Here is a 21684-nt window from a genome sequence, read left to right on the forward strand (position 1 = left end):
TGCTCACGCCTTCGATTTCCTGCACGGGCCTTTCCCGCTCCTGTCACGGAGCGACCGATAGAGTATCAATGTACACATACTGCCTCGAGTGTGAGTGGCAGGCCACCACTGCTGCGTCCGAGACGGACGCCGTGGCGTCAGAAAGCGCGATCAAACACTTCGTCGAAACCGGTCACACGGTGGAGTCGGTTCGACTCCCTCCACCGGCGGTGATTCTCGAGAACTAGTTCGTGTTAAACGGCGGGGACGTCCCGATCCCAGTCTCGAACGCCTCGAGCGGTCGGACACCGACGCCGTGGAAGTCGGGGACACGTGGCCCGTCTTCGGCTTCGTCCTGAGCGAGTGCGATGTGGTCGTCGTCGAAGTCGTCGATCGGGTGGGGCTCGATAACCTCGACGATCTCGCGGCTCTCGATGTCGAGCACGGAGATGCCCGGCGTGACACCCGTCGCGGCGTGTGGGTCACCCGACAGCGGGGCTGGACCGCGCAGGGTGACGAACATGTACTCGCCGTCGGGCGAGGCCCACATGATGTCGGGCGAATCACGCTCGTCCGGATCCTCGGACTGGTCGGGGCCGTAGGCATCGATCGTCTCGATGACCTCGTCAGTTTCGGGATCGACGACGACGCCGTCGTTGGTCTCGCGGTTCAGCACCCACAGCTCTTCGCCGTCGGGAGTGAACCAGAAGCCGTGTGCGTCGTTGCCCTGGGTGCTCTCGCCGTCGACGAGGACCTCGTCTTCGGCGGTGTCGTAGACGTAGTAGTCACCAACGCCCTCACCGTCGCTCGAGGGGAGCCCCGCAGTGAGATAGAACTTCTCCTCGGTCGGGTGGGGCATGGTCCCACAGTTGGTCGGCAGTTCGTCGCCGGAGTACGCCTTGTCGACGGTGAACTCCTCGTGGTCGACGATGACGAGCGCGCCGTCGTGATAGCTCGGACCGAGCGTGTGCAGCGTGCGCCCGTCGTGGGCGTACTGATGACAGATCGGTGCGCCGCTCTCGATGCCGGCGGCCTGGACGGTGTCGTCCTCGAGCACGTCGATCTCATCGACGACCTCGAACGACTCGCTCTCGAGGTCGGCCTCGACGCGAACGATGGCACCCTCGCCGATAGCGTCGACGTGAATGTGCTCGTCGTCCGGCGAGAACGCGGCCATGTGCGAGCCAGCGCCGGTGTCGATGTCGGCGACCAGTTCGTGGTCTTCGGTGCGGAAGACGAGCGTGCGCGCGCCAGCCGTACAGGCGACGGCGGCGTACTCGTAGGTCGAGTTGTAGTCGATCATGTGCGGGACGACGTCCTCTTCGGGGACGCCCTCGAGGGCGTTGACGTCGATGAAGTTCGTGACCGCGAATCCGTCGCCGTCAGCCGCTGGTTCGTAGATGAAGATGTTGTCCCGACCCTGGTCGAGCGCCCAGAGTTCGTAGGAGCCATCTCCTTCCTCGAGTTCGGGATCGATCTGGTAGTCGAACGCCGTCTCCGTCCCGTTCCCCGAACTGTCGTCGTCATCCTCGCTGTCCCCAGCACAGCCAGCCAGCGCGACTGCGCCAGCGGCTGCACTCCCGACCAAAAACCGTCTGCGAGTTGCGTCCATCTGCATACGAGTATGATCCGAACTGCTACCTCAAAAGTTTGCGGGTTTCAGGCCTTCTCCGTGGCGAATTCGGCATTTGAGACATAGAAAGAGGCAAGAATTGAGCCCGATTCAGCCGTCAGTGTTCTACACTGCAAGCTGTGGCCGGCTGCCGGCCACTCGAGGGCGGGTTCCGGCGACTGTTGCGGACCTTGTTGCCGGTATCTGTGTCGTCACTCGCCACCATCGAAAATCACCACGCCAGCGATCGCAGTATCGGCCTGCTGTCTCCGTACTTTCAGCTCCACAGTGGTTAAAACACTGGTTCAATTGTCGAATTACATCTCGAGTCTGCGCTGTACGCAACCGGTCCGGGACCGACGGCTCACCCGCGGCGCTCGAGGATGCGGTCGATGATGAGTCGCGTCGAGAGGATCTCCTCGTCGTCGTCTGGCTCGCGCCCGCTTGCACGCTCGACGACGCAGTCGATGCCACGGCGCTCGAGTTCGGTCTCGATGGCGTCGGCGTTGTGGTGTTGGTCGTGGCCGAGCGCGATCACGTCGGGATCGATCTCCTCGATCGGGACGAAGATGTCCTCCTCGTTGCCGAGTCGTGCCTCGTCGACGGCCTCGAGTGCGCCGACGACGTCCCGGCGCTGTGTTGCCGGACAGATCGGCGCTTTCTTGTGATCGACGTTTGCCTTGCGGGCGACGATGACGTACAGTTCGTCGCCCATCGCGGCTGCCTCCTCGAGGTAGTGGACGTGGCCGGGGTGGATGATGTCGAACGTGCCCTGTGCGATGACCGTTTTCGTCATGATATCCTCCGACCGCGGCGTGCGTTGCTCGTCGTCCGTTCACAATCCTGGCCAGTAGTCGTCTCGAGCATACTCATACTATCGTCGGAGTTCGTCGTCGATATCCGCCTGCGTGAAGTCGAAAAAGTCCTCAGTTTCGGGGAGGTCGACGTCGATCACGTTCAACTGCGTCGGTTTCCCCTGTGAGTCAAAGGCTTTCCAGTCCGTTCGGCGGTAGGGCGCACCGATGATAACGTGGACGCTGCCCCGACCGAACGTCTCCAGATCTGCGCTGCTCGGCCGGATCACGCCGTTGGGATGGGAGTGAATGCTGCCGAGTGCTTTCACGTCGTTTGGAATCTGGCTCGTCTTGACCGTCGCGCTGACGCTGTTTGCTTCGGTGCCGGGGACGACCAGAATGTCCGTGATAACGAGCCCATCCTGATCGACACCGAGCTTGTCTGCCTCGGTCCCCCGGAGAAACCCCATATACTCGTTGGGATGGGTCGCCTCGGAGGACTCGATGGCGAACTCGAGTGTCTCCTCGGCGATGCCGAGTATCTCACTCGAGCGAAACAGCGCGTCGAACAGCCCCATAGCACAGTATGCGGGCTTGCGGTTGCTAAACGTTCCGATAAGATAGTCTCGGGATCGACCACAGGTCTCCATCGGGGCTACGGTGTCGACCGGATCCGCACCGCCGATGATGGTACTCAATGGTCACCTAGGAATACATACACCCCCGCTGTGTATTAGCGCGTGTCTTTTTGAACTCCCCTGGCTATCCGGATGTATGTCACTAGATGAGGACTCACTCGCCTACCATAGCGAGGACCCACCGGGCAAAATCGAGATCCGAACGACAAAATCGACGAGTACACAGCGAGACCTCTCGCTTGCGTACTCACCCGGCGTCGCTGCGCCGTGTCGAGAAATCGACGATCGAGAAAACGACGCCTACCAGTACACCGCGAAAGGGAATCTCATCGGCGTCGTCTCGAACGGCTCTGCCGTACTCGGCCTCGGCGATATCGGTGCCCAGGCGTCGAAACCGGTCATGGAAGGGAAAGGCGTCCTGTTCAAACGGTTTGCAGATATCGACGTTTTCGACATCGAACTCGACCTCGACGATCCCGACGCGTTCGTCGAGTCTGTTGCGGCGATGGAGCCGACCTTTGGCGGGATCAACTTGGAAGACATTGCCGCACCCGAGTGTTTCCGAATCGAAGAGCGCCTGCGCGAGCGAATGGATATCCCGGTTTTCCACGACGACCAACACGGCACGGCGATCATCACCGGCGCAGCGCTGTTAAACGCCGTCGAACTCGCCGACAAAGATCTCGAGTCGATCTCGGTCACGTTCGCCGGAGCGGGTGCCGCAGCGCTTGCGACGGCCCAATTTTTCGTCTCGCTGGGCGTCAAACGAGAACACATCACGATGGTCGACATCGACGGCATCCTGACGACGGAACGAGCCGAAGCCGGCGAGCTCGATCCGTACAGTCGCGAGTTCGCCCGAGACGTTCCCGAAGGTGAACTTGCCGACGCGATGGTTGATGCGGACGTCTTCGTCGGCCTCTCGGTTGGCGGCATCGTCTCGCCGGAGATGATCCAGTCGATGGCCGCGGACCCGATCGTCTTCGCGATGGCAAACCCCGAACCCGAGATCGACTACGAGACGGCGAAAACCGCTCGTTCGGACGACGTCATCATGGCAACTGGCCGGTCGGACTACCCGAACCAGGTCAACAACGTCCTCGGATTCCCCTTTATTTTCCGCGGCGCACTCGACGTGCGTGCGGCCGAGATCAACGAGGAGATGAAAGTCGCTGCTGCGGAAGCCATCGCAGACCTCACAAAACAGGACGTGCCCGACGCCGTCCGGAAAGCCTACGGCGATCAGCCGCTCCAGTTCGGCCCCGAGTACATCATTCCGAAACCGCTCGATCCGCGGGTGTTGTTCCAGGTCGCTCCTGCAGTCGCCCGTGCCGCGATCGACAGCGATGCGGCTCGGATCGAGATGGATATCGAGACCTACGTCGAACGTCTCGAGGCCCGCCTCGGCAAATCCCGCGAGATGATGCGGACGGTGTTCAACAAGGCCAAAACCGAGCCCAAACGACTCGCGCTGGCCGAAGGGGGCAACGAGAAGATCATCCGAGCAGCGGCCCAGATCGAAGAACGAGCGGTCGCCCAGCCAGTGCTGATCGGGGACGAAGACGAGATCGCAACGACGATCGCGGAACTCGGCCTCGAGTTCGACCCCGAAGTGGTCGATCCCGGTGCTGGTGCGTACGACCACTACACGGAGTCACTCTACGAGCGTCGCCAGCGCAAGGGCGTGACACGAACCGAAGCCGACGAGTTGATTCGAGACAGCAACTACTTTGCCTCGGTGATGGTCGATCAAGGCGACGCCGACGCGATGCTCACCGGGCTGACGAACCACTACCCGTCTGCGCTTCGGCCGCCGTTGCAGGTCATCGGCACCGCACCGGACACCGACTACGCTGCGGGCGTCTACATGCTCACGTTCAAAAATCGTGTCATCTTCCTCGCGGACGCGACGGTCAATCAGGACCCTAACGAGGACGTCCTCGCCGAAATTACGCGTCACACGGCTGCCCTCGCCAGGCAGTTCAACGTCGAGCCACGAGCCGCACTGCTCTCGTACTCCGACTTCGGGAGCGTGGACAACGACGGCACTCGAAAACCCCGCCGAGCGGCCCAACAGCTTCGTGGCGATCCGAGTGTTGACTTCCCCGTCGACGGCGAAATGCAGGCCGACACTGCCGTCGTTGAGGAGTTACTCGAGGGAAGCTACGAGTTCGCCGAGTTAGACGAGCCAGCCAACGTGCTCGTCTTCCCGAACCTCGAGGCAGGGAACATCTGTTACAAACTCCTCCAGCGACTCGGTGGAGCCGAAGCGATCGGGCCGATGCTGGTCGGTATGGACCGCCCGGTTCACGTTCTCCAGCGTGATGACGACGTCGCTGACATCGTTAATCTGGCAGCTGTCGCAACCGTCGACGCCCAGGAAGAGTAGCCGCTCTACGGCGCGCTCACGTGCGCGGCATTCCTTCTTGACAAGGGTTATACGCGACCATCGCAAATGACGACCCAAGATGACACGTGAGTCCGCCGGGGAACCCGGCGCAGACGACGGGGATTCCGTCGTCTACGATCTCGCTTCCGATTGTACTGCAGCGGACGTCGAACAGGACCAGCCGTATCTCGCCGAAATCAACGGTATCGTCGACTACGGCGTTTTCGTTGATCTTTCCGAATCGGTCTCTGGACTCGTCCACGAATCCGTCCTCAGCGGCACCTACGCCGTCGGTGACGATCTCGTCGTCAAACTCGAGACCGTCCGAGAAAACGGCGACATGGCGTTCGAGCCGGTCGACATCGACGACTACACCGTCGAACCCGTCGATCACGACTACGCGCTGACCGGAACCGACCGCCTCGAGTCGAACATCGGCGAACAGATCCACCTCGAGGGCGAGGTCGTCCAGGTCAAACAGACCGGCGGCCCAACGATCTTCCACATCACCGACGAGGACGGCGTCGTCCCGTGTGCTGCGTTCGAGGAGGCAGGCGTCCGTGCCTACCCATCGGTCGAAGTCGGCGATATCGTCCGCGTCACCGGTGCGCCGGAACACCGCGAGGGTGACGTCCAGATCGAAGTCGACGGACTCTCGAAACTCGAGGGCGAGGTCGCAGATGATGCCCGACAACGGCTCGAGACCGCCCTCGAAGCCCGTGCACAGCCCCACGACGTCGAACCACTGATCGACTGGCCCGCGTTCGAGAAGCTCCGACCCGACCTGCAGAACGTCGCGAAGCTGCTCCGCCGAACCGTCCTCGAGGGTCGTCCCATCCGGGTTCGACACCACGCCGACGGCGACGGCATGTGTGCTGCCGTTCCCGTCCAGATCGCCCTCGAGCGGTTCATCGCAGAGGTTCACGAGGACGCCGACGCCCCGCGACACCTCATCAAACGCCTCCCTGCAAAGGCGCCCTTCTACGAGATGGAAGACGCCACGCGGGATCTGAACTTCGCCCTCGAGGATCAGGAGAAACACGGCCAGCAACTCCCACTCCTGCTCATGCTCGACAACGGCTCGACGGCCGAGGACGTGCCTGCCTACGAGACGCTGGCCCACTACGACATTCCGATCGCCGTCGTCGACCACCACCACCCCGACCCCGACGCGGTGGAGGACTTACTCGACGCCCACGTCAACCCGTATCTCCACGGCGAGGACTACCGGATCACGACGGGGATGCTCTGTGTCGAGCTCGCACGGATGATCTACCCGGAGATCACCGACGAACTCCGCCACGTTCCCGCCGTCGCCGGCATCTCGGATCGCTCGAAAGCCGACGCGATGACCGACTATCTCGAACTCGCCGCCGAGGAAGGGTTCGACGAGAGCCGACTGCAGGATCTCAGCGAAGCGCTGGATTATGCGGCCTTCTGGCTGCGGTATAACTCTGGCGACCAGCTGATTCAGGACCTGCTCCACATCGATAACGGCGACGAGGAGCGCCACCGCGAACTCGTGTCCTTCTTCGCCGACCGCGCTCGCGAGGAGGTCGACGAACAGCTCGACGCCGCAATGGCTCACCTCGAGCACGAAGACCTCGACAACGGGGCTCACCTCTACCGGATCGACGTCGAGAACTACGCCCACCGCTTTACCTACCCTGCCCCGGGGAAGACGACTGGTGAGATCCACGACCGCAAGATCGAAGAGACGGGCGACCCCGTTATCACGGTCGGCTACGGCCCTGATTTCGCCGTCCTGCGCAGTGACGGTGTGCGACTCGATATCCCGAACATGGTCACCGAACTCGAGGAAGAGATCTCCGGTGGCGGCGTCTCCGGCGGCGGTCACCTCGTCGTCGGCTCGATCAAGTTCGTCAAAGGCAAACGCGAGGAAGTGATCGACGCCTTAGTCGACAAGATGGAAGAAGCCGAGATCGACGAGGCGCTCTCGAGTGCGGCCCCGATCGACGACTGAGCGCTGACTCAACGATCTGAGTAACGGACGGTGAAAACCGCCGTTCGAGCGTTTTACGCTATTTCGAGTGATCCAGTGGCGACGTCAGTCTGCGCCGTGACGTGGCGTGTAGCCACAGTCGTCACAGACGAGTGAGTCGTACCGGGTCGACAGCGATCCAGAGCATTCTGGACAATGGAATTCGGATTCGAGTGAACGTTGCCTGATTGCCATAGACGACTCGAGGAATCGAGCGCCCATAAGCGCACCTATTATGTCGATAAGATTATTCATCTGCCCTAGAACACATATTGATATCGTACGCGAGGTCCTAGCCAGATGCGGCGTTCTGCTTGTGGGTCGCCGGCGATCGCAGCGCCGTTAGAACTGATAGCGGCGCTCGTCGTCCATCGAGGGGTACTGATCGGCGCCAGTCATCTCTTCGAACGTCATTCCCGAGAGATACTCGTCGTAGGTGACGTCGTAGGCCGACCGGAGCTGGAAGTCGAGTTTGCCGGTGTCGACGGTGGTCTGAAAGAGCATGTGGATCGCCCGACGGACGAGTTCGTCGGTGTCTTCGGGCTCGAGTGCAGCCTCGAGTAAGGCGAGTTCGTTTCGCGCTTCTCGATCGAGCGAGACGGTGAGTTCGTCGTCTAACTGGCCGTAGGAATCCTGTACGTCGTCGGTGAGATCGTCGAGACTCATAGGTTAGGGGACTCGAGCCGGCGGGATAGGGCTTTCGTGGTCGACCGAGCGCGATCGGCGATCGACTCGAACGATCGAACCGCCACCAGTAAGACGGCCCACTCGCTAGGACGACCGATGAGTGAGAGCGACGGTGACGGCGACGGGGCGTGGACGCTGCCCGACGACCGCGAGGCCGTCCGTGAGGCCCTGATCGCGTGGTACGAAGCCGACCACCGCGACTACCCCTGGCGGCAGACCGACGACCCCTACGAGATCCTCGTCAGCGAGGTGATGAGCCAGCAGACCCAACTCGATCGGGTCGTCCAGGCATGGGAGGACTTTCTCGAGCGCTGGCCGACGGCGGCCGATCTCGCTGCCGCGGATCGAGCGGATGTCGTGGGCTTTTGGACGGGCCACAGCCTGGGGTACAACAACCGAGCGAAGTATCTCCACGAGGCGGCCCAGCAGGTAGAGGAGGGGTACGCTGGCGAGTTTCCGTCCACTCCCAGCGAACTCCAGGAGCTGATGGGTGTCGGCCCCTACACTGCAAACGCCGTTGCGAGTTTCGCGTTCAACAACGGCGATGCTGTCGTCGACACGAACGTCAAGCGGGTCTGCTACCGCGCGTTCGGCGTGCCCGACGATGATGCGGCCTTCGAGGACGCTGCGAACGACCTCATGCCCGAGGGCCGGTCGCGAGTCTGGAACAACGCGATCATGGAACTCGGCGGCGTCGCCTGTACGCAGACGCCGCGCTGTGACGAGGTCGGCTGTCCGTGGCGCGAGTGGTGTGGCGCCTACGCCAGCGGCGACTTTACCGCCCCCGACGTCCCCACCCAGCCGAGTTTCGAGGGGAGTCGCCGGCAGTTCCGCGGTCGCGTCATCGGCACGCTCCGAGAGTACGACGACCTCGAGATCGATACGCTTGGCCATCGTATCCGCGTCGATTACGTGCCCGACGGTGAGTACGGCCGCGAGTGGCTCGAGGGACTGCTCGATGATCTCGAGTCGGACGGGCTGGTCGACCTCGATGGCAGTGGCAGCGACCTCGTCGCACGGCTCCAGCGTTGAGGAGGCCACGAACGCACTCGATTAGACGACGAGGAAGACGAGAATCGCGGCGATGATGAAGACGGCTTTCAGCCCCGTGTTGACGATGATGACTTTGGTCCCGAACGCCGAGCCCCAGATGCCGTACTGAAACGGGATCGATCGTTTGACTGTGCCAACTGTCAGCGAAAACAGGCTCCCGACGAGCAACGCAAGCACCGCTTGGGCGGGAGTGAGCACGTCACCGATCATGGGGGCGACGGTGATCGCACCCATCGTCGGATCGACGAGCGAGACGACGATCACCGGCACCGCTGCGGCCGGGAGTCCGACGAGGCTCGCCACCGGGTCGACGATGGCAGCCGGCTCTTCGATGCCGACGGCGGCGAAGGCGGCGAGTAGCTGGTCGGTGTACTCGAGGGCGAGGAAGACAAGCGAGTAGACGATCGCCAGTCGCGGCACGATCGATCGCAGTTGAGCCGCCGTTTTTCCACCGGCATGACGGAGTGTCTCTCGGTGTGTTCGTTTCTCGTCGTCGGGCGTCTCCGGCTCGATAGCGCTGCTGTCGTACTCGTAGCCACGCAACAGGACGGCACCGGCGAGCAGGCCGACGACCGAAATGGCAAGCGAGATCCCAGCCCGAGCACCGACGTATAGCAACCCGGCGTGAAGCCCCAGAATTGGGACGAGGACGGGGCCGTAGTAGGTGAGACTGTGCTTGAGAAAGCCGAAAAACGTGTTGATGACGATGGCGATCAACGTTGCGCGGTCGTCGAGGAGCCCGGACTCGCGGAACTCGGCGAGCATCCCGTAGCCGGCGGTGACCGAGAGCGTGTTCGTCAACACGGCAGCGCCGACTTCGTCGGGCAGATTGGCGGGCTCGGTCAGATAGCGACCGACGCGGGCGATGACGTCAACGAGACCGTACCCGACGGCGAGATTCGCCAACCCGACACCGAACCCGATCAACAGCGTGATCGTCAGGACTCGGGGGAGCACCTCGGTCAGCAGGACGGAGAGCAGCGACTGCACACCGACCGCTTCGAATTCCGACACGAAAGAGCCGTCGGTCACGGCACACGTCGGGGTCGTGAAACGCGCTCGAGCGTCGTGTTGTCCGCCAGTCTATAGTAACAACTGAAACGATGTACACACGTCTCGCACAGCCATCGTGCGATGCGGTGTGCAGTGATTTTTCAGTGGCTACTATATTTGGGGCTTGCAGCCCTCTGTGTTGTCATGACCGACGTTCACATCGCCGCAGTCTGTGGCAGCCTCCGTGATGCAAGCACGACTCGTCTCGCCCTCGAGGTCGCTCTCGAGGCCGCCGAACGGGCTGGAGCCAGCACCGAACTGCTCGACTTGCGGGCGTTCGAACTCCCGATCTTTGACGCAGATCGCGACCGGGAAGACGCAGGCGATGCAGCGGAGTTGACGGCTCGAATCCGAGACGCTGACGCGATTATCCTCGGCTCGCCGGTGTATCACGGCTCGTATGCGTCGCCGCTCAAGACCGCACTCGACTACTGTGGGTTCGATGAATTCGAGGAGACGACTGTCGGCTTGCTCGCGGTCTCAGGTGGGGCGTTCCCAGTGACGGCCCTCGAGCATATGCGGTCGGTCTGTCGGGCGTTGAACGCGTGGGTGATCCCACACGAGGCAGCGATCGCGAACTCCCACTCGGCGCTCGAGGACGGCGCGTTCGTCGATCCAAAACTCGAGGACCGTGTCGTCACGCTCGGCAGACGAGCAGTCCAGTACGCGACGATCGAACCGGATCCGGCGTCGTTCGAGAGCGACCAGAACGTCGGTGCCGAAGAAAAGTAGCGGCCCCAGTCGCGATGACTGCCGCTGCGTTCGATTCGTCCGACGGCAGTGCGATCCGGCTCAGGTGCCACGATAGGGACCGAGATACTGTTCGAAACGCTGCTGGTGAGCGAGGAACGCAAACAGTCCAAACGAGAGATAGCCCAGATGCTGGACGTCGATCCACAGGACCACCGTTGTGATCTCGAGTGACAGCGGCGGCGTGATAAATCTGAGGTCAGTGAACCACGCCGATGCGAGCAGCGTCGCTGCGCCGACGGCCAACAGGAGTGCGGGGATGAGTGCTGTTCGTACCCTCGCCGAGTGCATCTGGGTGGAGAAGACGGATCGCTCGAGAATGAACTGCCCGGTGAGAATGCCGGTAAACACGACGGTTGCGACGAGCAGACCGGTAACGTCGCCGATCAGTTCAGCCACGAGCAGCCAGACGACCCAGCCGCCAGTCAACGCGAGCGCAGCCGCGAGTCGGTGTGGTTGGCAGAGATCTCGCACGTCGCTGACTGTTGCACCGAAGACGCCAGCCCGAAGGAGCGAGCCACAGAAGAGAATCCCAAGCCCGGCCAGTGCCGTCGATGTCGTTCGAGAGCCGACGACGAGGCCAAACCAGAGTCCGACAGTGACTGCTTCGACGGTGGCTATCGAGAGCGCCGCGGTCAGCCCGACGATTCGCTGTCGAGTCGTTCGCCCGAGGATGCCGGGCTGTCGGATGACGCTCATATGGACACATCTCCGGCACACCCCTTCGTTATGGTAGCCGTTAACTCACAGTAACAGGAAATCCTCCGGACGAGTTCGCCGCTGCTGGATTTATACGTGGGTAATATTCTGTTTCTCGAACCGGCGACCTGTACAGCACTTCCCGGTAACCCCACTGTGTGTCATACAGCCACTGACGCGATTGCCGGGTCCAGATCGAGATCCCTCTGTCGCTGACAGCAACCCCGGCTCGACGTTCGTTACGGCAGGCGTGTTCGTCGTGTTCTGCCCTCTCGACTGCCGTGAGCGAGTCCGACACCGCCTGCCAAACCGTTGTTATTTTCGAGCTTTTCGAGCGAGTAGGTGTCTGTTACCGACCATGCTCGCCGTGAGTAGGACGTGGATACTCGTCGGGCGCGTACTCGGTCAGATCGAAACGTTGGACAGAACTATTTACGGGGATGTGGTCGGATGCGATTATGCCCGAAACGGAACAACAGGACAAGACGCTGTCCGAGATTGTGGTCAAAGAAGCAGTCGAGAAGGGAATGGACTCACCACTACGAGAGTCGATCCTCGAAGCCGTCGAAGAGGCGGACGGATCGACACCGGGAGGATCACCGACACTGCCGCTTGCGGGGGCCCTGTTCGGCACGGGTGCTGCGCTTGGCTTTCTCGCGGGACGGCAGTCGTCTGAAATCGAAGAGTCGTCGATTCAGGACATGCAAGAGCCCGAAATCATCGACAGCGTCGTCGAGAGTGTCTCCGAAAGCGACGAGGAGATGAGCGCGAGCGCAGCGTCCGAGTCCGAGTCCGAATCTGAATCTGAATCTGAATCTGAATCTGAATCCGAACCGGAGACCGAAGCCGAAGCGGACGAGGGCTCGAGCCGTCTTGCTCGAGTGTTGCTTGCTGTGGGCGTGCTTGGTGCAATCGCGATCCTCCGCCGTCGTCTCTCATCAGGCGAGCAAGACGAGTGGGAACCGATCGAGGAGTTCGAACCGGCGACGAGTGCTGATATGGACGATGAAACGGCGGTCGACACGACAGAAACCGGACCTGGAGTTGACGAAACCGAGGCTGACGTCGACGAAACCGACGAGGAGTAACGGCTAGCGTTCACCGCCGACTCGAACGGTAGACAGCCGTGCGGTCGTGTCCCGGATTGGGTCGACCCACGGATCGACGCGTCGACAGCGCTCTCGTCTTGACGAAGGAGCTAAGGGGGCGACGCCGACAGTGTGTATCCAATGGAGACGACCCACCGCGTCTTCGTCGGTGACTCACGAGACCTGGCCGAGATCGACGACGACGCAGTCGAACTCGTCGTCACGTCCCCGCCGTATCCCATGATCGAGATGTGGGACGACCTCTTTACCGCGCTCGACCCGGCGATTGGCGACGCACTCGAGTCCGGCGACGGCCGCGCGGCGTTCGACGCGATGCACGCCCAGCTCGATCGCGTCTGGGACGAACTCGAGCGCGTGCTGGTCGACGGCGGTATCGCGTGTATCAACGTTGGCGACGCGACGCGCTCGCTCGATGATAGTTTTCGGGTCTACGCAAACCACGCCCGCGTCCTCGAGGCGTTCGAGTCTCGTGGATTCGACCCGTTGCCCGATATCCTCTGGCGCAAGCCGGCAAACAGCGCGGCGAAGTTCATGGGGAGCGGGATGATCCCACCCAACGCCTACGTCACGCTCGAACACGAGTACGTGCTGCTCTTCCGGAAAGGCGACGAGAGCCGTTCGTTCGAGCCGGGCGCTGACCGTCGCTACCAGGCCGCCTACTTCTGGGAGGAGCGCAACCGCTGGTTTACCGACGTCTGGACCGAGGTGCAAGGCGAGCTACAGACCCTCGAGTTCGCCGACGACGACCTCCGCGATCGGTCAGCCGCGTACCCACTCGAGATCCCCTATCGGCTGATCTGTATGTACTCGGCCTACGGCGATACCGTCCTCGATCCCTTCTGGGGCACCGGGACGACCACGCTCGCAGCGATGTGTGCCGGCCGCCACTCGGTGGGTTCGGAACTCGAGGACGCGTTTCTCGAGGTGTTCGACGACCGGATCGCCGATGTGCCGTCGCTGTCGCGCTCGGTCAGCCGGGCACGTCTCGAGCGCCATCGCGAGTTCGTCACGCGCCGTCGCGAGGACGGAAACGAGTTCGAGTACGAGGCAACCCATTACGAGACGCCAGTCGTGACGAAGATGGAACGAGACATCCAGCTCCGGGAGGTGGCGGCCGTCGAGACGCTCACGGACGACGCCGAGTACGGCTATCGAGCGATCCACGAGCCGCTGGCTCTCGAGTGAGCGCAGCTATAGTAACAACTGAAACGATTTACACACACATCGCACAGCAGTCGTTCGATGTGGTGTGCAGTGATTTTCAGTGGCTACTATAGGGTTCGACGATAATCTTGATCTCGTCGTGCTCGCCGCCGAGCAGCGTCTCGAAGCCGTCGACGATCTCCTCGAGCCCGATTCGGCTAGTGATAAGCGGCTCGGGATCGAGTGTCCCGTCGGCAAACATGTCGATGACGGCACCGAACTCCACGTCACTGTTGGGGCCGCCTTCGTACGCCAACGTTCCGGAAACGGTGCGTTCGCCGAGGACGATTTCGTTTGGCTCGATTTCGATGCGCTCTTCGAAGATGCTGACGATGGTGACCGATCCGTCGTTTTTCACCGATCGGATCGCGTCACGAACCGTCTGTTCGATCCCGGCGACTTCGAACGTCGCGTCGACGCCACCATCGGACTGCTCGATGATCGCTTCGGGAGCGTCCGTGTCGATCGGATTGAACGTCATATCCGCACCGACCTCGGCAGCTAGCTCTCGCCGTGCATCCTGGGGCTCGACGGCATACACCGGATTCGCACCGGCGGCTTTCGCCGCCTGGATGACGGTCAGTCCGATCGGGCCAGTGCCGTAGACGGCGACCGAATCGCCGGCGGAAAACGCCGCGTTTCTTACGGCATGCAGGCCGACGCTGAACGGTTCGACCAGCGCGGCGTACTCGGCCGGCACGTCGTCGGGAACCGGAATCGCCTGCTCGCTCGAGACGGCGATCTGTTCAGAGAAACCGCCACCGCCGCCGGAGAGGCCGATGAAGCCGCCAGACTCACAGAGGTGGTACGAACCGTCCTCGCAGTACCGACACTCGCCACAGTACAGAATCGGGTTGACGGTGACGGTGTCGCCGACGGCGATATCCTCGACGTCGTCACCGATCTCGATGACTTCGCCGCCGAACTCGTGGCCCATCGAGACGGGGGCTGTTTCTCCAGTTACTGGATGTGGGGCATCGCCAGGAATGAAAATCGGGCCGGCAGCGTACTCGTGTAGGTCCGACCCACAGATCCCTGCCGCGGTGACATCGATCAGGACACTGTCGCGCTCGACGACCGGCTCGGCGATCTCATCAACCTGGATGTTCTCTCGTCCATGGAATACGGCAGAACGCATACTGCTCTCTTCTCGCCGAGAGGAGATAACTACTGTGTGCAACGGTGGCAACAAACATGATCGTAGCACCGTCAACAAAGACGTCGCTTCAGTACAACATTTATGTCGGCCCGACGAACAGCCGGATATGTCCCTCGACGAATACGACGCTGCACGCACGGCGCTCGAGCCAGCTGATGGCGAGATCGAAACCGCTGAACTGGTCGTCACCGACGACGTGCTAGTCAAGGCGTTCGCACTCGGACCGGGCGCGGAACTCCCGGCCCACGAACACGCCGACAGTACGAACGTGTTTCACATCCTCGAGGGGACGGTGACGGTCCTACAGGGCGACGACAGCGAGGAGATTACCGCGCCCGGCGTCGTCCGTCACGACCGCGGTGTCGTCCACGGCGCACGAAACGAAACCGAGGAGACGGTCGTCTTCACGGCGAGTCTCTGCCCGCTCCCTTCGTAGAGCGTCTGAACGCGGCCGCGATCGAGAACGAAGCTGCGCTGGTTATTTGAAAATACCACAGTCTTGAATTTAACAAGAGGTTTTTATTCGTGCCGTTCCCATCGAACATATGACCCGCGGTCTCGGTGCACCTGAAACGGCTCACCTTCGGCTCCTTGTCGTCGGCTCGTCGACATGGCTCCAGACGACGGCAGCGCGCCTCGAGGATGGGGACGTTACGGTTTCCGGGCCGCTCGAGCCGGACGCCGATCTCGAACTCGATGCAATCGACTGTGTGCTGACCGACGAGCAGACTGTTCTGACGGCTCTCGACACAGCGTGTGCGGTCGTTTGTGCTGTCGAGTCGGCGGACGGGGAGACGCTCGAGCGACTTCGCAGTGCGGGCGCAACCGACATCGTTCGCAGATCGACGGCCGAGAATCCGGCGTTGCTCGAACACCGGCTTCGGCAGGCCACGCAGTTCGTCACGACCCGTCGGACAGTCACACAACAGGAGACGTGGTATCAGACGCTGCTCGAACAGTCGTCGGATCTGTTGGTCGTGACCGACGCCGACGGGATGATCACCGCCGTCGGCCCGTCGGTCGAACGAATACGCGGCGCAGACACAGACACGTTGCTCGAGGCCTCGTTTACCGACCACGTCCACCCGGAGGATACGGCAGCAGTCCAGACCGCCTTCGAGGACCTCCGTGAACGGGCAACCGGTGAGACGACGACCGTCGAGTACAGATCGCAGTACGCAACCGACGGCTGGTTTGTCCACGAAGCCGTTCTCACGAACTGGCTCGAAGAGGAGAGCGCCATCGTCGTCTCGATCAGGGATGTCACGGATCGCCACCAGGTCGAACAGGAACTCGACAACTCGTTTGAACGGGTGACAGACGCGTTCTGTGCACTCGACTCCGAGTGGCGGCTTACCTACATTAACGACCAAGCGACGTCCCTCCTCGATGTCGATCAGGCGGCGGTTCTCGGACAAGATTTCCTCGAGGAGTTTCCAAAACTGGAGGGAACGGATTTCCACAACGCGGCGACCGAAGCAATGCGGAGACAAGAACACACGTCGATCGAAGGCTACTACGAGCCCACAGATCGCTGGTACGATGTCGAGCTATACCCCTCGCCGTCAGGGCTCTCGGTTTACTTTCGAGATGTCACCGATCGCATCGATCGCGAACGGGAACTCGAGGCGCGGACGGAGCGACTGGAAACGCTCGTCGAAAACGCCCCCGTTGCCCTCTCCGTCGTCGATGCTGATGGGACGATTACGCTCGCCGAGGGCCGTGCACTCGATCGTATCGACGGCTGCGAATCGCCACTCGTTGGCGAGTCGGTGGACGACGTATTTGAATCTCACTCGAGCATCCTCGACGATGCGAACACAGCACTGGACGGCCAGCCCGCCCACTCCATGATACTCCTCGAAGATCGCGTTTTCGAATCGTGGTGGCAGCCGATCACCGCGGATGACGACGTCGAACGCGTTATCGGAACCGCTGTCGACGTCACTGAGCGCGCGCAGTATCAAGAGACACTCAACGCCTTACACGAGGCCACGAGACATCTGCTCACCGTCGAATCGAAGCAGGCTGCCTGTGAGTACATGGTCGACGTCGCCGCTGACGTCCTCGACATCGAGAGCATTGTCTACCGCTTCGACGAGCAGCAAAACGAACTCTTGCCGGCAGCCTACGCACCGGGAATCGAGTCGACGATCGGGACACCACCCCGTCTCGAGCCGACTGAGAGTATCTCCTGGCAGACGTTCGCCAGCGAGACTCCATCCCGGTTCGACGACGTCAGGGAGTCGGCATTCGTGTACGATTCGACGACGACCGCTCGCAGTGGGCTCTACGTCCCGATCGGTGAACACGGCGTACTCGTCGCCCTCGATCCCGAGCCGGACCAGTACGACGATGAAACGTTCGAACTCGCCCAGCTGTTTGCCGCGACGGCCGAAGCGGCACTCGATCGAATCGGTCGTACCCATCGGCTCCACCGCCGCGAACGGGAACTCAAGCAGCAAAATACCTCGCTCGAACGATTAAACGATGCAAACGAGGTTCGTCAGGATATCGAGCAGTTGCTTTTGATGGCCGACTCCCGGACCGAGATCGAACAGGGCATCTGTGAGCGCCTGACCGACCTCGAGGCCTGCTCGTTCGCCTGGATCGGCGAACCCGATCCAAGCGGGACACAGCTTCATCAACGGGCACAGGACGGCCTCGAGCGTGGCTATCTCGAAGCCGTCACGGTGACGACCGTCGATGACTCCGCGGCCGAGCCGACGGGGCGCACGGCACGCACGCAGGACTCGGTATATATCGAAAACGTCGCTGAATCGGTTCGTGACGGGACCTGGCGTGTCGAAGCTCTTTCACGGAACATCCAGTCTGTGTACACTGTGCCGCTCGTGTACGATGGCTTTCTGTACGGGGTCCTGTCTCTGTATGGTGACGACCGGGATGCGTTCGACATGCCACTTCGATCGATACTTGCAGACCTCGGCGGGACCATCGGCTATGCGATCGACGCGGTCAAACGGAAGGCTGCACTGCGTACCGACGGCGTTGCCGCGGTCGAGATCGAACTCGAACTCGAGGACGAATCGCCGCTGTGTCGACTCGCCGAGCAGCTGGCTGCACGAATCGAGTACGAAGGGGAGACGATTCGGGCTGATGGCTCACCGACGGTGTTCGTCGTGGCCGATGTGTCGCTCTCTCCGGACGATACTGCCGCGCTCGCGGATCTCGAAGGGGTTCACGCTGTCTCGATTATCGCAGATTTCGAGTCGGAAACACTGTTGCAACTCCAGTGTTCGGATCCGTTCCTCGGCGCTGTCGTCGACGCACAGGGTGGCACGCTTCGGTCGTTCGTGACCGACAGCGACGAGAGCCGGGCGATCATCGACGTGCCGGAAACGATCGAAGTCAGAGACCTCCTGTCGAGACTCGGCCGACGTGGCTTCCCTGCGTCGATGGTCGCCCGGCGTGAGCAGTCGACAGACGATCTGTCGACAATCGATATCTCCGCGCGCAACTCACTCCTTGAACAACTGACTGACAGACAACAGGAGGTCGTCCAGACGGCCTACTACGGCGGCTTCTTCGAGTGGCCTCGCCAGACCACCGGTGAGAACCTCGCGGACTCACTCGAGATCTCACCACCTGCCTTCCACAAGCACGTCAGAGCCGCCGAACAGAAGCTCTTTACTGCGTTGTTCGACAGTTCGTCGAACCAGGGTTAACTGTGTAACCATCTGCTGCAGGATCGGTTACACAGTTAATAATCAAGCTCTTTACTGTTACTCGTGAACGTGAACTCGTCTTCCCGCAGATCGCACGGGGGGTTTGTAGAATCAATGACTGAAATGACTTCACGTTCACCATCTGCTTCAATGACGGACCACTACGTTGTACAGCACGACCGACTCGATGACCAACCACTAAGCGTCGCTATCGTCGACGCCGTCGCGACGTTTTGCGACGAGGAAATAACAGCACTCGAGCCACTTCATTATACGATCGACACCGATGCGCTCGAGCGACTGTTCGAGCCGCGTGCGGAGGGCGTCCGGTCGGACGGCTCAGTCGTCTTCGAATACAACGGCTGTCTGGTAACCGTCGATGCCGGCGGTGAAATTCGGGTCGAAGAAGCCTAATCTGACCACCACTGCGACGACTCGACTCAGGGGTGGGTTGCCTCGTCGTTTTGCATGTCGACTGTTTCAGCTGTGTCGAGTCTCCCGCCAGACTCGCCAGTCATCATCGATTTTCGTCACGACGACCGGGTTACAGCGTCGGCACTCGCTGTCGCTCACGTACGGCCACTATAGTAGCCACTGAACGTCACTGCACACCTGATTGCACGGGGGCTGTGCGATCAGTGTGTGAATCGGTTCAGTTGGTACTATAGGTTCTCCCTGACACCCAGTCGAGTCATAAAACTCACTCCGACCGTACTTTCGTCAGAAAAGTGCCCGGGGAGGGTTCCGAACAACCGGGAGAGCAGCTCGCTCGAGCCGTCACCTCGCTTCGCTCGGTGAAGATCACCGGGTTCTCCGTCTCCCGGGAATTTTCGGCGTTACTACTCCTCTTCGAGTCGTGAAGTCTTTGAAAATGCCCGGGGAGGGCTCCGAACCCTCGATCTCCGCATGTCCCAGGTCCGAGGCTCGGCAGAGTCCTCGAGGGGACACGGAGGCTTCCAAGGCGAAACCGCACCGAATCTCTGAACCCTATGAGTGCGGCGCTATGTCCAGCTAAGCCACCCGGGCTCGTTTGCTGATAGTGCCGTCTATTTCTTTAAGCTTCTCATTCCGTCCGGGCGTGTAACGCCGACCCACGGATTTATCACATGGCCTTCCCAACTACCCGCGCATGAGCGTTCCCGGAATCGTCCACTCTACTCTTGATGGCGAAGAAATCGCGGCGCGAGTCTCTCTCGGCGGTGAAGACTGCCTTTTCATCACGCCCTCGAGCACCCTCGTCTACAACTCCGAAGGGCTCTTGAGCGACGAATCGGTCGACGAGTACCCCCACGACGCCGACCGACTGACGCTCTCGGAAGGGCGGCGCAAAACCACGTTTGCACTCGAGTACCCACTCGAGGGGACCAAGAAGTTCACTGTCCCCGCAAGCAAGACCGACGCCGTTCTCCATCCAGTGCTCGCCGGCGTCTTGAACGGCAATGGGATCACCGAGCCGGGCGAGACGGTCGTTCAGACGTATCGCTTTAGCGAACTGACGTTGATCATCACGAGCGACCGACTGGTCAAACACATCGGCGCGGCGGTCTGGGACGGCGACTACGAGGAGTACGAGTTCGCGGATGTGACTGGACTCTCCTTCGAAGACGGCAGTGTCGCCACACAGATCGTTCTCGAAGTCGGTGGACGCCCACAGCGGATCAAAGCCCCCAACGAGGAGGCAAACGATCTCCGCGAACGGCTCAAGCGCGCGCTGTTCGAGTACCACGGCGTCGGCTCGCTTGCAGAACTCAACGAGGCGGTCGGTGACGACGACGAAACTGGTCAGGACCGTGACCGCGCAACGGTCGACTTCGGCGACGGCGTCGATCCGCTCGATGCAAACCCACCCGAACTGGACGACGACGGCAGCGACTCCGCTGTCGACGACACGAGTGCGCCGGCCGCCACATCGACCGATCCCCTCGCGGAGGAGACGACGACCGCCCGCGAAGCCGAACCCGAACCCGAACCCGAACCCGAGCCACAAACACACGTCCCCGACACACCTGAGAGGACAGCACACGGCCAGCAGGACACGTTACAAGACACACACCCCACCGACGAGCCTGCGCAGTCAGAGACCTCGACAGAGCCAGACACCGAACCGGCAGACACCACGTTCGAAATGACGACCGACGAGTCGACTGTCCCGGCGACCGACCACGCCGACGCCCCGGCCACGACAGAACCGGACACCGCTCGAGCCGACCACGACGCTGTACTCGAGTCGGGCTCGTTGCTCGGTGGCGAGATCGACGACACTGTAGCGGAGACCACAGACGCGACCACGGACGCCGAGCAGGTCTCCAATAGCGAACTCCTCGAACGCCTCGAGTCACTCGAGTCGACCGTCGAACAGCAGACGGAGACGATCGAGCGCCAACAGCAGACGATCGAACAGCTGATCGCGGAACTCAGAGCGCGCCGATAACGGCTTTGTGTCCTCAGAACACGGCCCTGGAGCCTCGTCTATCAGTCCTCACGCCCCGTCACTTTCCGGATACACGAAGACCCATAGGGGCCTAACTCGCCAGCATCGAGGTTGATGAAATAGCCTGTCGACAGCCCCATCCCACAGCGTTGGCAGGTAAACTCGCCCTCTTTCGTAATGATGTCCTGCTCGAAGCGTACGTACTGGCGGCTCTTCGGCCGGATGATCCCGTCCTCGCGGTCGATGATCCCACGAAGCTCGGCCTCATCGAGGATCGTTCGCGTCACCGTCGGATCGGTCGTCACCGTCTCGATTCGGTCGATGACCTCGGGAAGGGGGAGTGACTCGTGCTCGAGTCGCTCGAGTAGCGCCAGTCCGAGTGCGACCCGGTCGTCATCGTCGTCGACGGGCGTGTCGGTTTCAGGCTCGTCGCGGTCCAT

General features: G+C 61.5%; 19 protein-coding genes and 1 tRNA gene. 11 read left to right on the top strand and 9 right to left on the bottom strand.

Annotated elements, in window-relative coordinates:
• The first annotated feature begins 68 nt into the window (after positions 1 to 68).
• Positions 69 to 227, top strand: a complete 159-nt coding sequence (locus ACERJA_RS00225; RefSeq protein WP_373606362.1) for a hypothetical protein — start codon at positions 69 to 71, stop codon at positions 225 to 227.
• On the opposite strand, the gene ACERJA_RS00230 is transcribed toward ACERJA_RS00225, so the two are convergent.
• From ACERJA_RS00230 to ACERJA_RS00240, 3 genes are all read right to left on the bottom strand, one after another.
• Entirely contained in the window at positions 224 to 1597 is a 1374-nt protein-coding gene (locus ACERJA_RS00230; RefSeq protein WP_373606363.1) for a YncE family protein, read from the bottom strand. The genes ACERJA_RS00225 and ACERJA_RS00230 overlap by 4 nt on opposite strands.
• Positions 1598 to 1955: 358 nt before the next feature.
• The gene (locus ACERJA_RS00235; protein ID WP_373606364.1) at positions 1956 to 2387 is read right to left on the bottom strand and encodes an adenylyltransferase/cytidyltransferase family protein; all 432 of its coding nucleotides are present in this window, start codon (positions 2385 to 2387) and stop codon (positions 1956 to 1958) included.
• A gap of 78 nt (positions 2388 to 2465) precedes the next feature.
• Positions 2466 to 2963 carry a Mov34/MPN/PAD-1 family protein gene (locus ACERJA_RS00240; protein WP_049889976.1) on the bottom strand — a complete coding sequence of 166 codons (498 nt, stop codon included), beginning with the start codon at positions 2961 to 2963 and terminating at the stop codon, positions 2466 to 2468.
• 196 nt (positions 2964 to 3159) lie between these two features.
• On the opposite strand from ACERJA_RS00240, the gene ACERJA_RS00245 reads away from it, so the two are divergent.
• Positions 3160 to 5412: an NADP-dependent malic enzyme gene (locus ACERJA_RS00245; protein WP_373606365.1), complete on the top strand. Its 2253-nt coding sequence runs from the start codon at positions 3160 to 3162 to the stop codon at positions 5410 to 5412.
• A gap of 79 nt (positions 5413 to 5491) precedes the next feature.
• Positions 5492 to 7396 carry a DHH family phosphoesterase gene (locus tag ACERJA_RS00250; RefSeq protein WP_373606366.1) on the top strand — a complete coding sequence of 635 codons (1905 nt, stop codon included), beginning with the start codon at positions 5492 to 5494 and terminating at the stop codon, positions 7394 to 7396.
• A 360-nt stretch (positions 7397 to 7756) separates the two neighbouring features.
• Here ACERJA_RS00250 and ACERJA_RS00255 read toward each other — a convergent pair whose 3' ends face one another.
• Positions 7757 to 8080, bottom strand: coding sequence for a hypothetical protein (locus ACERJA_RS00255; RefSeq protein WP_373606367.1), 324 nt, complete (start codon positions 8078 to 8080; stop codon positions 7757 to 7759).
• A gap of 117 nt (positions 8081 to 8197) precedes the next feature.
• Between ACERJA_RS00255 and ACERJA_RS00260 the strand changes: the two genes are divergently transcribed.
• Positions 8198 to 9133: an A/G-specific adenine glycosylase gene (locus ACERJA_RS00260; RefSeq protein ID WP_373606368.1), complete on the top strand. Its 936-nt coding sequence runs from the start codon at positions 8198 to 8200 to the stop codon at positions 9131 to 9133.
• A gap of 21 nt (positions 9134 to 9154) precedes the next feature.
• Here ACERJA_RS00260 and ACERJA_RS00265 read toward each other — a convergent pair whose 3' ends face one another.
• Positions 9155 to 10144: a nucleoside recognition protein gene (locus ACERJA_RS00265; RefSeq protein WP_373607430.1), complete on the bottom strand. Its 990-nt coding sequence runs from the start codon at positions 10142 to 10144 to the stop codon at positions 9155 to 9157.
• Between the two features lie 207 nt (positions 10145 to 10351).
• Here ACERJA_RS00265 and ACERJA_RS00270 point away from each other — a divergent pair, with 207 nt between their 5' ends.
• Positions 10352 to 10939 (top strand): NADPH-dependent FMN reductase, encoded by a 588-nt coding sequence (locus tag ACERJA_RS00270; protein ID WP_373606369.1) that lies wholly within the window; start codon positions 10352 to 10354, stop codon positions 10937 to 10939.
• 60 nt (positions 10940 to 10999) lie between these two features.
• On the opposite strand, the gene ACERJA_RS00275 is transcribed toward ACERJA_RS00270, so the two are convergent.
• Positions 11000 to 11656: a hypothetical protein gene (locus tag ACERJA_RS00275; RefSeq protein ID WP_373606370.1), complete on the bottom strand. Its 657-nt coding sequence runs from the start codon at positions 11654 to 11656 to the stop codon at positions 11000 to 11002.
• Between the two features lie 458 nt (positions 11657 to 12114).
• Here ACERJA_RS00275 and ACERJA_RS00280 point away from each other — a divergent pair, with 458 nt between their 5' ends.
• Both ACERJA_RS00280 and ACERJA_RS00285 read left to right on the top strand, forming a co-directional pair.
• Entirely contained in the window at positions 12115 to 12744 is a 630-nt protein-coding gene (locus tag ACERJA_RS00280) for a hypothetical protein (RefSeq protein WP_373606372.1), read from the top strand.
• Between the two features lie 141 nt (positions 12745 to 12885).
• Positions 12886 to 13950 (top strand): DNA methyltransferase, encoded by a 1065-nt coding sequence (locus tag ACERJA_RS00285; RefSeq protein ID WP_373606373.1) that lies wholly within the window; start codon positions 12886 to 12888, stop codon positions 13948 to 13950.
• A 76-nt stretch (positions 13951 to 14026) separates the two neighbouring features.
• Here the strand turns inward: ACERJA_RS00285 and ACERJA_RS00290 are convergent, their stop codons facing one another.
• Complete coding sequence (locus tag ACERJA_RS00290; protein WP_373606374.1) at positions 14027 to 15106, bottom strand: 2,3-butanediol dehydrogenase; 1080 nt, start codon at positions 15104 to 15106, stop codon at positions 14027 to 14029.
• Between the two features lie 127 nt (positions 15107 to 15233).
• Here ACERJA_RS00290 and ACERJA_RS00295 point away from each other — a divergent pair, with 127 nt between their 5' ends.
• The 3 genes from ACERJA_RS00295 to ACERJA_RS00305 all read left to right on the top strand — a co-directional run bounded on the left by ACERJA_RS00295 (position 15234) and on the right by ACERJA_RS00305 (position 19227).
• Entirely contained in the window at positions 15234 to 15563 is a 330-nt protein-coding gene (locus tag ACERJA_RS00295) for a cupin domain-containing protein (protein ID WP_373606375.1), read from the top strand.
• A gap of 109 nt (positions 15564 to 15672) precedes the next feature.
• Entirely contained in the window at positions 15673 to 18813 is a 3141-nt protein-coding gene (locus tag ACERJA_RS00300; protein ID WP_373606376.1) for a PAS domain S-box protein, read from the top strand.
• 114 nt (positions 18814 to 18927) lie between these two features.
• Positions 18928 to 19227, top strand: a complete 300-nt coding sequence (locus ACERJA_RS00305; protein WP_373606377.1) for a HalOD1 output domain-containing protein — start codon at positions 18928 to 18930, stop codon at positions 19225 to 19227.
• 458 nt (positions 19228 to 19685) lie between these two features.
• Here the strand turns inward: ACERJA_RS00305 and ACERJA_RS00310 are convergent.
• Positions 19686 to 19839, bottom strand: a tRNA-Met gene (locus tag ACERJA_RS00310).
• Between the two features lie 103 nt (positions 19840 to 19942).
• On the opposite strand from ACERJA_RS00310, the gene ACERJA_RS00315 reads away from it, so the two are divergent.
• Complete coding sequence (locus tag ACERJA_RS00315) at positions 19943 to 21244, top strand: hypothetical protein (protein WP_373606378.1); 1302 nt, start codon at positions 19943 to 19945, stop codon at positions 21242 to 21244.
• Between the two features lie 41 nt (positions 21245 to 21285).
• Here the strand turns inward: ACERJA_RS00315 and ACERJA_RS00320 are convergent, their stop codons facing one another.
• Positions 21286 to 21684, bottom strand: a complete 399-nt coding sequence (locus ACERJA_RS00320) for a DUF5830 family protein (protein ID WP_373606379.1) — start codon at positions 21682 to 21684, stop codon at positions 21286 to 21288.

The organism is Natronorubrum sp. A-ect3, assembly GCF_041821125.1.
Taxonomy (GTDB): Archaea; Halobacteriota; Halobacteria; order Halobacteriales; family Natrialbaceae; genus Natronorubrum; species Natronorubrum bangense.